The organism is Psychrobacter sp. UBA3068, assembly GCF_002366815.1.
GTDB lineage: Bacteria > Pseudomonadota > Gammaproteobacteria > Pseudomonadales > Moraxellaceae > Psychrobacter > Psychrobacter namhaensis.
In genome coordinates this window covers 1-13,777 of record NZ_DFBY01000044.1, presented here as the reverse complement: position 1 = coordinate 13,777, position 13,777 = coordinate 1, and the positions used below count along the sequence as shown (strand labels likewise).

Below are 13,777 nucleotides of genomic sequence, written 5' to 3'. Positions count from 1 at the left end.
CTGGCAAGGTAAAAAGCGAACCAACGTTATTGGGGCTCTGTATGAAAAGATGTTGTTTGCGCTTGATTACTTTGAGACAAATATGAACAGCTGCATATTCTACGATTGGTGCAAACAAACACTGGTCCCAAGTCTTAAAACAAAATGCGTGATTGTCATGGATAATGCTCGATTTCATAAGAATAAGCGTATTCAAAAGCTACTGAACAGGCATGGTCATCGTATTTTATGGTTGCCGCCGTACAGCCCAGACTTAAACCCTATCGAGAAAAAATGGGCTCAGGTGAAGTTTCTACGCCAAGGCTGGATGGAGAATGATTTATCCAAATTGTTTTATGATATTTGTCCAAGGCATAACAGTTTTATTTTAAACTGACTATATCTAAAAAAACGCGCGATATCGATATCGCGCGTTTTTATTTTGCCAAAAATATCTGTGCTCGAATGTTAACAAGAGATTTTTTATTCCGCATCACTGTCTGACGACTCAAAATCAGTCGCTGACATGGCGGTCACGTGTCGGGCAGCTAAGCGATCATTGGCTTCTTGTACCGCTTTTTCGACTAGGGCATAGTCTGAATGACGCACATCTTGACCGCTAATATAGTTAATCACCAACTCAGCCACGTTTTGGGCATGATCGCCAATACGCTCAAGCGCACGCAATATCCACATAATATTAATCACTTTTGAGACGTGCCGAGAGTCTTCCATAATATAGGTCATCAAAGCACGAATGGCCGATTGGTACTCATCGTTGACCACGTTATCATTACGCATAACCTCAAACGCTTGCTCAGCATTTGACTGACTAAACGCTTCGAGCGCGTTGTGTAGCATGAGACGAACTTGGTTGCTTAAGTGTTGAACTTCCGCGTAACCATAAGAGGACTTGCCTTGCGCCGAGATTTTACTGGCCATCTGGGCAATTTTAACCGCTTCATCCCCAATACGTTCTAAATCCACCACGCCTTTACTGATAGACATCACCAAACGTAAATCGCTGGCAGCTGGCTGACGTTTGGCAACCAATAACAAAATGTGCTCATCGAGCGCCACTTCCATCCGATTGATGTCAAAGTCCATATCGATGACTTCTTGCGCCAGCGTCTCATTTTTATCAATCAGCGCATGGATCGCTTTGGTGACTTGGTTGGCCGCGCTATCGCCCATGTACAAAAACAGACGGATGGCTTCATCAAGATCTTGATCAAAACTTTTGGAGATATGCTTATCACTTTGCATAAGAGGTATTCCCTAAAATCCATATTTTGGTGAAACGGTATATCTTTTAAGTTGAACCAATGACAGGCGCTGGATACTGGTTAACAATAAGACGCTCAATATTAGCCATAACGACCCGTAATATAGTCTTCCGTCGCGGTTTGGGCAGGCTTGGTAAATATCTGATCCGTCTCTCCCATCTCAATCATGTCACCCAAATACATGTAAACGGTGTAGTCTGACACGCGGGCGGCTTGTTGCATGTTATGAGTAACAATCGCAATGGTGTAATCCTGTTTTAAATCCTCAATCAGATCCTCGATAGCACCAGTCGAGATAGGATCGAGTGCTGACGTTGGCTCATCGAGTAACAACACTTCAGGCTTGGTCGCGACACTACGCGCGATACACAGGCGTTGCTGCTGCCCACCTGATAAAGACAACCCAGAGGCTTTTAGCTTGTCTTTTACCTCAGGCCACAATGCCGATTTCTTTAACGCCCACTCCACACGATGATCCAGCTCAGACTTGCTCAATTTTTCATAGAGGCGTACGCCAAACGCAACATTGTCGTAAATTGACATCGGAAACGGTGTGGGTTTTTGAAAGACCATACCAACCTGCGCGCGTAACAAGTTCACATCGACATCTTTACCCAAGATATTGTTGCCATCCAAATTGATAGTACCTTCTGCGCGCATACCGGGGTATAGATCGTACATACGATTAAATGTACGTAATAATGTCGACTTACCGCAACCTGATGGCCCGATAAAGGCGGTCACTTTTTTGTCTGGGATATCAATATTGATGTTTTTTAGCGCTTGAAAGTCACCATAATAAAAACTTAGGTCACGAATCTGCATTTTTGCAGCTGGCATGTTTTTAGGAATGTCGTGGCGGGTTTGTTTGGTTAAGCTGGCAATATCTGGTTGCTCCATCTGCGAGCTAGTAGCCATAGGTCTGTTTAATAGACTGCCTTTTGTCTGATTGCTTGTTATCTCATTGAAGCGATTAACAGTCGTTTTTGTACGAACTTTGCTGATGACGTCATTCATAATTTTATCCAACCTAGCTCTATTAAAGCTCATATAAGTTCAAGTAAATGCTCGATGTCATGGGATGTATCGTCAGATTTATTTGGTCTGACTGCTATCTACTTTGGCTGCGACCACCAATGAATCTCGCCAAAATATTTAGTACCAAGACAGAGGTCGTGATAAGGAGTGCGGCCGCCCACGCCAAGGTGTGCCAGTTGTCATAAGGACTCATTGCAAACTGATAGATGGTATTGGGTAAGTTGGCAATGGGTTGACTCATATCGGTACTGAAATATTGATTGTTCAATGCGGTAAACAGCAAGGGCGCCGTCTCACCAGTGATTCTGGCAAAGGCCAATAGCACCCCCGTGGTGAGTCCTGCGCGCGCCGCTTTAATAGTTACCTGCGTCACCATTTTCCATTTAGGGGTGCCGAGTGCATAGGCGGCTTCACGAATACTGTTGGGCACTAGATTGAGCATATTTTCCGTGGTACGCACAACCACGGGAATCACAATCAGTGCTAATGCCAACGCGCCTGCCCAGCCAGAGAAGCTTTGTCCCTTTACCATTAGTGCATAAATAAATAGACCAATCACAATCGATGGCGCGGAGAGCAAAATATCGTTTAAGAAGCGCGTCACTTTGCCAAGCATACTGCCTTGAGAAAATTCAGATAAATAAATACCTGTCATAAGCCCAATCGGCGCGCCGATAAACAATCCTGAAAAGGCCAACATGATGGAGCCGACAATGGCGTTACGTAAACCGCCTGCACTCATAGGCGGCGGGGTGTCAGCCGTGAATACAGGCAGTTGTACGATGCCTTGAAAGCCTTCGATAAACAACGTAAACAAAATCCAAAACAACCAAAACAACCCAAAAACCATCGCCGCCATCGCAAAGCCTAAACCGAGCTTATTGGCCCAGCGGCGCTTGTTATAAAGGCTTTTGTTATAACGTCCTTCAAAACTTGTCTTCACTGGTAACGGCGCATTGATCGTGTTAGTGCCATTGTTAGCAGGCATCATATTTATTTCCCATGTCTTTTATCACTCTCTCTCAAAGTCTATCGAACCTAAATCAAACCTAAGAAGTCCATCTCAGGCCTATCGATTGCCCGCTTTATTATCCATGCGCATCAGCATCAGCTTAGCCAGAGACAGCACGATGAAGGTAATAACAAATAGGATTAGACCTAAGTGTAGTAAAGAAGCCAAATGTAGCTCACTGGACGCTTCTGCAAACTCATTGGCCAAGGCCGACGTAATCGTCACCCCAGAGGTAAACAGACTTGGATTGATATTAAAGGCGTTACCAATTAAGAAAGTCACCGCCATCGTTTCACCCAGTGCCCGGCCCAATCCCAAAATAACGCCGCCGACGACGCCTGCTTTGGTATAAGGCAGGATAATCTTAAACATGACCTCCCACGTCGTTGCCCCCATACCGTAAGCTGACTCTTTTAATAAGTCCGGCACGACAGAAAAGACATCGCGCATGGTAGCGGCGATAAAAGGGATGATCATGATGGCAAGGACCAGTGAAGCGGTAAACATGCCTAGCCCCATGGGCGCGCCCGTAAATAATTCACCGATAATAGGTAAAGGGCCAACGTGTTCAATGAACCACGGCTGAATGTGATCGCCAAAAAAAGGCGCAAAGACAAACAGTCCCCACATACCGTAAATAATAGAAGGAATACCTGCCAACAGCTCAATGGCAATACCAAGTGGTTTTTTTAGAAAGGTGGGACACATCTCGGTTAAAAATATGGCAATCCCAAAGCTCACGGGTACAGCAATGACAATCGCAATAAGCGAGGTTATCAGCGTGCCGTAGATAGGCGCTAGCGCGCCGTACTCATTGGCAACCGTGTCCCAGTTATTGCTGGTATAAAAGCCCAAGCCAAACTCTTGAATGCTCGGCCACGCCCCGATGATTAAGGAGACTAAAATGCCGCCTAAAGATAAAAGCACCAGTAGGGCAAAAGCCTTGGTGGCGTTGACAAACAGCATATCGTAACGTTTTTGTTTGGCCAGTTGGGACCTTAAGTCATTCATAAGTGTCTCAGCATTGAATAGAGTGAATTCAAAAAACCAGTGTGTTCATTCAGTTTTATGACAACAAACTTCAAATGTTCTTTAAATTTGCTGTGATAAAACCCCTCAAACCACTACCGAAGAATAGTGATTTGAGAGGAAAATGAGCAATTATTAAACAGTATCTAGAATAGTGAAATTACTGCGCAGGCTTATACACTGGCTGTCCATCACTGCCCTTCACCTCGTTCCACTTTTCTTTGAATAACGCCACGGCGGTATCAGAGAAAGGCACATAATCTAACGCCATAGCGTCATCATCGCCTTGCGTGTAGGCCCAATCAAAGAAGTTCAATACACCAGCGACTTGCTGTGGATTCTCTGGCTGCTTGTGCACCAAGATGAAGGTTGCAGCAGCGATTGGCCATGCTTGCTCAGTCTCAGAATTGGTGATGACTTTATAAAAGCCTTCTTGTTGTGACCAGTCGATATCACCCGCTGCGGCAAAAGTTTCTGCAGAGGGTTGTACGAAGTTGCCAGCTGCGTTTTTGAGAGCCGTGTGTGACATGTCGTTTTGCTTAGCGTAAGCGTATTCAACATAGCCGATCGAGTTTTTCATGCGGTTGACGTAGCTTGAAACGCCTTCATTACCCTTGCCGCCAGCACCAGTAGCAGAGGTTGGCCATTTGACGGTCTTATCAACGCCAACGGTGTCGCTCCAGTCTGGTGACACTTTGGCAAGGTAGTCAGTGAAGTTAAAAGTCGTGCCTGAACCGTCTGAGCGGAATACGGTGGTAATCGCCGCATCAGGTAAGCTCAAATCTGGATTCAGTGCTTTGATGGCAGGGTCATTCCAGTTATTGATTTTACCCAAATAGATATTGGCTAAAGTTTCACCATCCAATTTCAGCTCGCCTGGCTCAACACCATCAATATTGACAATGGGTACCACGCCGCCGATGACCGTTGGGAATTGAATCAGACCCGCTTCATCCAGCTCTTCAGGCGTCAAAGGCGCATCAGACGCCCCAAAATCGACTGTTTTTGATTGAATTTGTTTGATACCACCAGAAGAACCGATTGATTGGTAGTTAACTTGACCACCAGTCGCAGCGTTGTAGTCATAAGACCATTTGGCGTAGATAGGCTGCGGGAATGAAGCCCCTGCCCCAGTGATATTCATGGCGATATTTTCAGCAGACTTAAAACCTGTGCCAGCAGCAGGGGTTGCCTGAGTCTGAGTGGTGGTTTCCGTGGTTGTGACAGCGCTGCTATTATCAGCAGCTGGCTCTGACGTATCGGTCGATTTGTTACACGCCGTCAGTGCTAAGGTACAGCTGACGGCTACTGCTAATAACGAATAACGCATGTAGGACTCCTGAGGTTTAACAACGGTACAAAAAAGCATTGTGTGCGACATGGGAGCTATGTTGCCAAATCTTTATGACAGTTTAATGACAACCTCTTGAATCTTTCATGCGCTTTACATAATATTTGGATATCCTACCTACTGTCTATTCAAGTAGATCCTTGCCCTCACTGGTCACTCACTGGTTCTAAGGGCTCATAGTCGTAGAAACATCAAACTGCCAGTATAAAGTCTGATATTTCTGACCAAATACCATTAGCCGTTAGGATAGAATTTTGCTAGTATGGAGAGGATTTACAACACTGACAGACTCGGGGTGCGGTGTAGCATTGGCCTACTTTATTAAACTTGCTTTCTTAAAGTAGTCGCCTTGATACATTCGCTGAGAGATCACCCGCCGAACCTGATGCGGTTAGTACCGACGCAGGGAAGTCTTAAGCACTTTGTTATTTATGACAAAGGACGCGTAGAAATACATTTGTATCATCACTACTGTCTTAATATGCGTAACGCATGTCCAGATACGAGAGAGGATATAAAGCTGCGTCCAATATTTGATGACCATCACCTGTGACGATATTTTTTGGTCGCAGGCGTGTACTCATAATATAAACTTGTCTAGATGATGGAGACTTGCCCCCGCAGCTACTGGCGGTGTTGCTTTTATTCAAAAACCAACACGCTAGGACAGCATATGACTATCTCAGACACCACCGCAATGGCACGACAGGCTCAAACGCCTAACCCAGCCCATCACACACCGCTTACGTCAGAGTCCGCTGACGCCACCACTGTCAAATCAGACAAAAAAGCAGACGCTCTAAAAACGCCTGCCCACCGCGCGGCAAGTGACGCGCGCTTCGAAGAAGATGCCCGCGACCTGCATCGTATCCTACCCGCCTCCCGTAAAGTCTATATCGAAGGCTCAAGACCTGATATCCAAGTACCCATGCGTGAAATCAGCTTGGCTGATACCCCTGTGGGCGGCACGGGTGACAAAGATGGCGAACATAACCCACCGTTTTATGTGTATGACACCTCAGGCGTCTATACCGATCCCAATGTTGATATCGACCTCACGCGTGGACTGCCAAAACTGCGTGAAAACTGGATAAATGAGCGCGGTGATACCGAACAGCTAAGCGGGCTGTCTAGCTCATACGGGCAAGCGCGTGCTCGCGATATCAGTACGGCCAATCTAAGATTTGCTCATATCGATAAACCACGTCGCGCTAAAACGGGCGACGGCTTGTCAGGAAATGTCACGCAAATGCACTACGCGCGTCGCGGCATCATCACTCCTGAGATGGAATATATCGCCATTCGCGAGACACAAAAGCAGCATGAGCTGACCGACATGCGCCAACATGATGGCGAGAGCTTTGGTGCCAACACACCAAAAATCATCACGCCTGAATTTGTACGCAGTGAAGTGGCTGCTGGACGCGCTATCATCCCAAACAATATCAATCATCCTGAATCCGAACCGATGATCATCGGACGCAATTTTTTGGTCAAAATCAATGCCAATATTGGCAACTCAGCGCTTGGCTCTTCTATCGATGAAGAAGTCTCAAAAATGACGTGGGCCACGCGTTGGGGTGCCGATACCATTATGGACTTATCAACGGGCAACCACATTCATGAAACCCGTGAATGGTTGATTCGTAACTCGCCAGTGCCGATTGGTACCGTACCGATTTATCAAGCATTAGAAAAAGTCGATGGCGTGGCAGAAGACTTAACATGGGAGATATTTCGCGACACCTTGATTGAGCAGGCAGAGCAAGGAGTGGATTACTTCACCATTCATGCCGGCGTACTGCTGCGCTATGTGCCGCTCACTGCCAAACGCTTAACAGGTATCGTCTCACGCGGTGGCTCTATCATGGCACAGTGGTGTCTTGCGCATCATAAAGAGAGCTTTTTGTACACACATTTTGAAGACATTTGCGAGATCATGAAGCAGTATGACGTGGCGTTTAGCTTGGGTGATGGTCTGCGTCCCGGCTGCCTGCAAGACGCCAATGATGAAGCGCAATTTGGCGAGCTACGGACACTTGGCGAATTGACCAAAGTGGCATGGGAGCATGACGTACAGGTGATGATCGAAGGGCCTGGCCACGTCGCGATGAACCGTATCAAAGAAAATATGGATTTGCAGCTTGAGCTGTGTGCTGATGCGCCTTTTTATACGTTAGGGCCTTTAACGACTGATATCGCCCCAGGTTATGACCATATCACCAGTGCCATAGGGGCTGCGATGATTGGCTGGTTTGGGACGGCGATGCTCTGTTATGTCACGCCAAAAGAGCATTTGGGTCTGCCCAATAAGAAAGACGTCAAAGACGGTATCATCACTTATAAGATTGCGGCCCACGCAGCCGACCTTGCCAAAGGCCATCCCGGTGCACAGGCGCGTGATAATGCGTTATCCAAAGCGCGCTTTGAGTTCCGCTGGGATGATCAGTTCAATCTGGCGCTTGATCCAGACACCGCACGCGAATATCACGACGAGACGCTACCAAAAGACGCGCATAAGTCTGCGCATTTTTGCTCCATGTGTGGCCCAAAATTCTGCTCGATGAAGATTACGCAAAACGTGCGCGAGTATGCAGCGGGACTGGATCAAGAGGTGGCTAATAAAAAGGTAACGCCGCAAACGGGCGATTTGACCGATGCGGAACATCTGATCAAAGAAGTGAATACTGAACTTGTCGGACAAGTGGGTGCGGCCAGCGCTGAAGAAATACGTCAAGGTATGGCAGAGATGACTGCGAAATATAACAAGGAAGGACGTCAGTTATATAAAGAGGTGTAAGCTTAATAACCTATACACTTAAAGCAAGAAAAGCCCTACTATTTAAGTATTTACACACTTATTTAGTAGGGCTTTTTATACTGCTTTATGGGTGACTACTACACTTTTGATGCCTGATAGATTTCTTCGATTGAAGTTGTGATGGTCTCAGCAAACTCATCATCGCTTTGCTGACGGCTTAAGCCTTCAGTAAAAGCACGGGAGAAGCTCGCAATCATACCTGGGTTTTGTTTGAGCTTAGCACACGCCTCACTACGGCTGTAGCCACCTGATAGCGCCACTACTTTGAGCACTTTTGGATGATCAACCAGCGCTTGGTAAAAGCCTGATTCTTCCGGCAGTGTCAGCTTTAACATCACTTGATGATCATCAGTTAAGCGTTCCAGATTACGCAAGATATCTGCCTTTAACAGCAGCTCACAATCGTGCTTTTTGGCACTGTTAATATCCACTTCTGGCTCAACGATTGGCATCAAGCCTTTTGAGAGTATTTGCTTTGCCACATCAAACTGCTGCTGCACGACCAGTTCAATACCATCGGCGCTTGGCTCGTAAATCACAGAGCGCATTTTGGTGCCAAATACAGGATAGTTTTTTGCCTCATCTAATAGCAAATCTAAATTTGGCATCGGCCGCATGACTTGTACACCGCTCATTTTTTCGGCCAGACCCTTATCCACCTTTAAAAACGGCACAATGTTTTTGTCTTCCCACAGATAGTTGGCCGTCGGTTTACCGTTGACTTCACGCTCCATGGTGTCTTCGAATAAAATCGCCCCAAGCACCCGCTCACTATCAAAAGCATCACAAGTCATAATACGGGCACGCATCTCATGCACCAAGTCAAACATTGCTTCGTCGTTATCATAATCAGCACTACTCACACCATAATTTTCTAGGGCTTTTGGTGTGCTGCCGCCGCTTTGATCAAGTGCTGCAATGAAACCTGAACCGTTTTTTATGCGCTGTAATTGCTTTTCGTATTCCATTGAGTGGGCATCCTATTTTTAGTTATTGAAATCAAACATCATAAAATAAACAGAGTCTTGTCAGCCTAAACCAGCCTTACTGCTTATAGATAACCTTATCATAGGACGCCCTCCCTGCCTATATCTGATACGTTAAAGCTTTTGTAAAACTGCTTACCTCTGCCAGATTTTAAGCGAAAATCATCAAACCAAAAACAGTACGCCCACACAGCCAATCGCGAGTAATAGGCCGATGACATTCATACGGTTTAGGGTTTCTTTAAACACCCCGACCCCAATCAATGTAGCGACCGCGATGACCCCCACATTCATACCCGTAAAAACGATACTTGGAGACTCGGACAACACTTGATGCGCCCGCACATAAGCATAAATATTTCCCATGTTAAGCGCGCCTAATAATAACCCCGCTACCAGCGCATTCCCCTGCCAGCGCACCCGAGTGATGAGCAGGTAGATCAACAACAACAGCCCTGCCAAACCAAAACTGACAAATAACGTGAGTGGAAAGGCCGCGCCCTGCTTGGCAACTTGCTTAAATAAAATATCGATAACGCCATAACCCGCCCATACGCCAAACAACCAAAGCGGTGTACGTTTGGCGTCTTTGCTAATATCAGCGTGCTCTTGCTGTGGACGATAGATCAGCGCTCCTAGTGCCAAAAACCCTAATACCAGTCCCAACACACGCGTACCCGTCAGCAGCTCACCAAACAATAAGAAAGCGGCCACGATCGGAATGATCAAAGATAAACGCTGAGCGGCATCGGTTGCGACCATACCGACCGCCTCAATGGCGCGCCCAAGGACGATAAACACAGCTGGCAGCAGCACAGCAAGCGCGATAATAATACCCCACGCATCGCCAAGCGTCCTCACTGCGCTGACATCGGGTTTTAGCAAAAACCAAGTCAGCAAAAACGCGACGGGATAACCCGCGACGATGGTTTGGCGTATATCCACCTCTTTTTGTCGTAATATTTTTAGTAACACGGAAACGGCGACACTGCAAAGCACCGCTATCGTTAAATACATCATGCGCTTCTACCTTTTGCTTTTTGCACCGCAATTTTTGCGGATTGACTATCCTCATGTTCAGAGTAAGAGGCTAACTCTACTTAAGCCAAGCCAACGTTCTATCTATCCATGACTGTAAACAGATAGAGACACTTAAACAGCTTGAAATCAGAGAATGTAACAAAGTATGTCTTACACAGCAATCTATTTATTGGCTTTTGTCTTATTGATAAAAACGAGGGCTTGTGACGGCAACGGCGGCAGTCAAATTACAATTAGCATGCAGGTCTAATTGCGAATTTTGCTAAAATAGTGCGCAACCCTAATAACAACAGTAAAGATTCAAAATAACGAGTAATGTCGTTGATTTTGGCGTACTGCTATTGATGTTTTATGACTGCCTATGAATGCTCTATTTCGCTTTTTTGAAAACCGCTTACCTGCGTTTCCTGAGACACCCATGCCGCTGCCGTCACCTCGTGATGGCATGCTAAAGTTTATGTGGGCGTGTACCAAGGGTTTACGCGGCTGGTTACTATTGTTCATGATTTTGTCTGCGGGTATCGGTATCTATGAGGCAATGTTGTTTGCTTGGATCGGCAATATCGTCGATTGGCTGGGCGTTTATACACCAGAGAATCTGTGGCTAGAAAAAGGCGACATGTTGCTCTTGATGCTGGCGGTCATGATCCTGAGTCCCATATGGATTGCATTGTCATCATTTGTACATTTTCAGACCTTGCAAGGTGTGTTTCCAATGCAGATGCGCTGGCGTTTTCATCAGCGCATGCTTGGACAATCGATGCAATTTTATCAAGATGAATTTTCAGGGCGCGTCTCAGCCAAGGTGATGCAAACCGCGCTGGCAGTGCGTGATACAGTGATGACCGTGACCGACATGTTTATGTATGTCACTGTCTATTTTATCACCTCAGGTGTCATCTTATTTAATCTCGACAGCCTGTTATTAATTCCGTTTATTGTTTGGCTCATCTTAGTTGCGCTGACTATTTGGTACTTTATTCCCAAACTCAAACAAACAGCCATTGTACAAGCAGATGCTCGGGCGTTAATGACAGGCCGTATTACCGACGCTTATGCCAATATCATGACGGTTAAGCTGTTTAGTCACTCGCGCCGTGAGCTGAGTTATGCCAAAAACGCCATGGGGCAGTTTTTAGGGACCGTTCATGCACAAATGCGCTGGGTCAGCTATTTAGAAGTCTCGACCCATCTTATCAGTGTGATTTTAGTCAGCGGCACGGTGGGTATTGGTTTGTACTTGTGGCAACAAGGAGCGGTTGGGGTTGGCGCGATTGCTGCTGCGACAGCGATGGCACTACGTTTGAATGGTCTAACCCGTTGGATTATGTGGCAAACTGCCAGTCTGTTTGAAAGTATCGGGACGGTACAAGATGGCATGCGCACCTTATCCGCTCCGCAGACGATCATGGATAAACCAAATGCGCCTGCCTTAAAAGTCACGGACGGTCATATCGTCTTTGATCACGTTGATTTTAGCTATGAAAACGACAGCGACGATATTAAGGGCAAACCTGCCAATACCATCAATGCACCAGCGTCATCTAACACTATCAAACTGCTTGATAACTTCTATTTGGACATCGAACCAGGAGAGAAGATCGGCTTGGTGGGGCGCTCAGGCGCAGGAAAGTCTACTCTCGTTAACTTGTTATTGCGCTTTTTTGATGTGGATAGCGGTAAAATCCTGATCGATGAACAAGCCATCGATGAAGTCACTCAAGAGTCGTTACGCCAACAGATCGGTATGGTGACCCAAGATACCTCCTTATTGCATCGCACGGTCCGTGAGAATATCGCTTACGGTCGTCCTGATGCGACCGATGAGGAGATTATGATGGCCGCCAAACAAGCCCAAGCTTGGGATTTTGTTAAAGACTTATACGACGATAAAGGCAACACTGGTCTCGATACGCAAGTGGGTGAACGCGGCGTCAAACTCTCTGGCGGGCAACGTCAGCGTATCGCGATCTCACGTGTTATGCTAAAGAACGCACCGATTTTGCTGTTGGACGAAGCAACCAGTGCCCTTGACTCTGAGATTGAGTTTGCCATTACAGAGAGTCTAAATGATATGATGACGGGTAAAACGGTTATTGCAATCGCCCATCGTCTTTCTACCATTGCCGCACTTGATCGACTGGTGGTCATGGACAAAGGACATATAATCGAGCAAGGCAGCCATGATGAGCTATTGTCACTAAACGGTGTCTACGCACGGTTGTGGCAACGTCAAAGTGGCGGCTTCTTAGGAGAAGACAGCTGACTAACCACCGTCAACTCTCATTAAAAAAGTCATTCACAAGGATGTGTTTATTTTATGGAAGCCTTTACAAATCGCATTCATCTTAGTGGTAAACAAGCACGCTACTATGATTTAAACCAGCTGACTCAAACGTCAAATTCCAGCACACGCACACGTGTCCCAGCGCATTTTTATGCGGGCAACAGCTTTACCGTGGGCACTTATACGCCACTGTTAAGTAAACTGGCGACTGACTTTAATATAAGCTCGCTTGCCCTACGCGGCTATTGGTATGATAAACCGCAAAACCATCGTCTCACACGCGAGCAAGATGCGGATGTTCTTATTGAGTTTTTAGAAAAGACACAAGATAAGCCTGTCGTTGGTATTGGCCATTCACAAGGCGCAACTGCCACAGCGATGGCCGCCGCCAAACGCCCCGAGCTATTTTCACAGCTTTATTTGATAGAGCCTGTGACCTTTACCAAAAAACAAGCGACGCTGTATAACTTGCTGCCACGTAAGCTTTTGCTACGCCGCGAGCCATTCAAGAGCACCCTAGCCAAACGATCTATCTGGTCAGACGTCAATAACTACTACGAGCATCTGCGCCGCCAACGGGCTTACAAACGTATCAGTGACGACCACTTACGAGTGTTTGCAGAACACAGCTTGACCAAAAACCCCGATGGCAGCTATGGGCTTACGTTTGCGCCAGAGCAAGAGCTGGCCAACTATTTTGCCGCGCCGCATATCGATGCAGCCCTTAAGCAGCTCAGTTGTCCGTATACTCTGATCACTGGCAAGCCAACTTTATTTATTAATGCAAAAGTGCGTAAACAGTGGCAAAAATTTGTGCCTGACAAAAGCATCATTTCTCTCCCAGACTATGGTCACCTGCTGCCGATGGAAGCGCCTGAACGGTGTGCACAAGTCATCATCGATCATTATAAAAACAATAAATATACCCCACTCTCAACTTGAAATAA

11 protein-coding genes and 1 riboswitch are annotated in these 13,777 nt (G+C 46.4%); of the genes, 4 read left to right on the top strand and 7 right to left on the bottom strand.

The features are described from left to right. Positions 1–376 (top strand): transposase (locus B2P60_RS10345; RefSeq protein ID WP_286741121.1); only part of this gene is annotated, 376 nt, incomplete at its 5' end. Positions 377–462: 86 nt separating this feature from the next. Here the strand turns inward: B2P60_RS10345 and phoU are convergent. The 5 genes from phoU to pstS all read right to left on the bottom strand — a co-directional run bounded on the left by phoU (position 463) and on the right by pstS (position 5,674). Next, entirely contained in the window at positions 463–1,245 is a 783-nt protein-coding gene (gene phoU / locus B2P60_RS10340) for a phosphate signaling complex protein PhoU (protein ID WP_286741232.1), read from the bottom strand. Positions 1,246–1,346: 101 nt separating this feature from the next. Continuing rightward, complete coding sequence (gene pstB / locus B2P60_RS10335; protein ID WP_414706663.1) at positions 1,347–2,282, bottom strand: phosphate ABC transporter ATP-binding protein PstB; 936 nt, start codon at positions 2,280–2,282, stop codon at positions 1,347–1,349. 94 nt (positions 2,283–2,376) lie between these two features. Then, entirely contained in the window at positions 2,377–3,291 is a 915-nt protein-coding gene (pstA, locus tag B2P60_RS10330) for a phosphate ABC transporter permease PstA (protein ID WP_286741233.1), read from the bottom strand. Between the two features lie 81 nt (positions 3,292–3,372). Continuing rightward, entirely contained in the window at positions 3,373–4,326 is a 954-nt protein-coding gene (gene pstC, locus B2P60_RS10325) for a phosphate ABC transporter permease subunit PstC (protein WP_286741231.1), read from the bottom strand. Positions 4,327–4,504: 178 nt separating this feature from the next. Then, entirely contained in the window at positions 4,505–5,674 is a 1,170-nt protein-coding gene (pstS, locus tag B2P60_RS10320; protein WP_230708926.1) for a phosphate ABC transporter substrate-binding protein PstS, read from the bottom strand. Positions 5,675–5,976: 302 nt separating this feature from the next. Next, positions 5,977–6,121, top strand: a riboswitch (TPP riboswitch). Positions 6,122–6,368: 247 nt separating this feature from the next. On the opposite strand from pstS, the gene thiC reads away from it, so the two are divergent. Beyond that, entirely contained in the window at positions 6,369–8,495 is a 2,127-nt protein-coding gene (thiC, locus tag B2P60_RS10315; protein ID WP_286741230.1) for a phosphomethylpyrimidine synthase ThiC, read from the top strand. Positions 8,496–8,593: 98 nt separating this feature from the next. Here thiC and B2P60_RS10310 read toward each other — a convergent pair whose 3' ends face one another. Both B2P60_RS10310 and B2P60_RS10305 read right to left on the bottom strand, forming a co-directional pair. After that, positions 8,594–9,484 carry a fructose bisphosphate aldolase gene (locus B2P60_RS10310; protein WP_286741229.1) on the bottom strand — a complete coding sequence of 297 codons (891 nt, stop codon included), beginning with the start codon at positions 9,482–9,484 and terminating at the stop codon, positions 8,594–8,596. Positions 9,485–9,667: 183 nt separating this feature from the next. After that, entirely contained in the window at positions 9,668–10,522 is an 855-nt protein-coding gene (locus tag B2P60_RS10305; protein WP_230708930.1) for an EamA/RhaT family transporter, read from the bottom strand. Positions 10,523–10,904: 382 nt separating this feature from the next. Here B2P60_RS10305 and B2P60_RS10300 point away from each other — a divergent pair, with 382 nt between their 5' ends. Both B2P60_RS10300 and B2P60_RS10295 read left to right on the top strand, forming a co-directional pair. After that, positions 10,905–12,809 (top strand): ABC transporter ATP-binding protein, encoded by a 1,905-nt coding sequence (locus B2P60_RS10300; RefSeq protein WP_286741228.1) that lies wholly within the window; start codon positions 10,905–10,907, stop codon positions 12,807–12,809. A 54-nt stretch (positions 12,810–12,863) separates the two neighbouring features. Continuing rightward, positions 12,864–13,772 (top strand): alpha/beta fold hydrolase, encoded by a 909-nt coding sequence (locus B2P60_RS10295; protein ID WP_286741226.1) that lies wholly within the window; start codon positions 12,864–12,866, stop codon positions 13,770–13,772. Positions 13,773–13,777 lie beyond the last annotated feature (5 nt).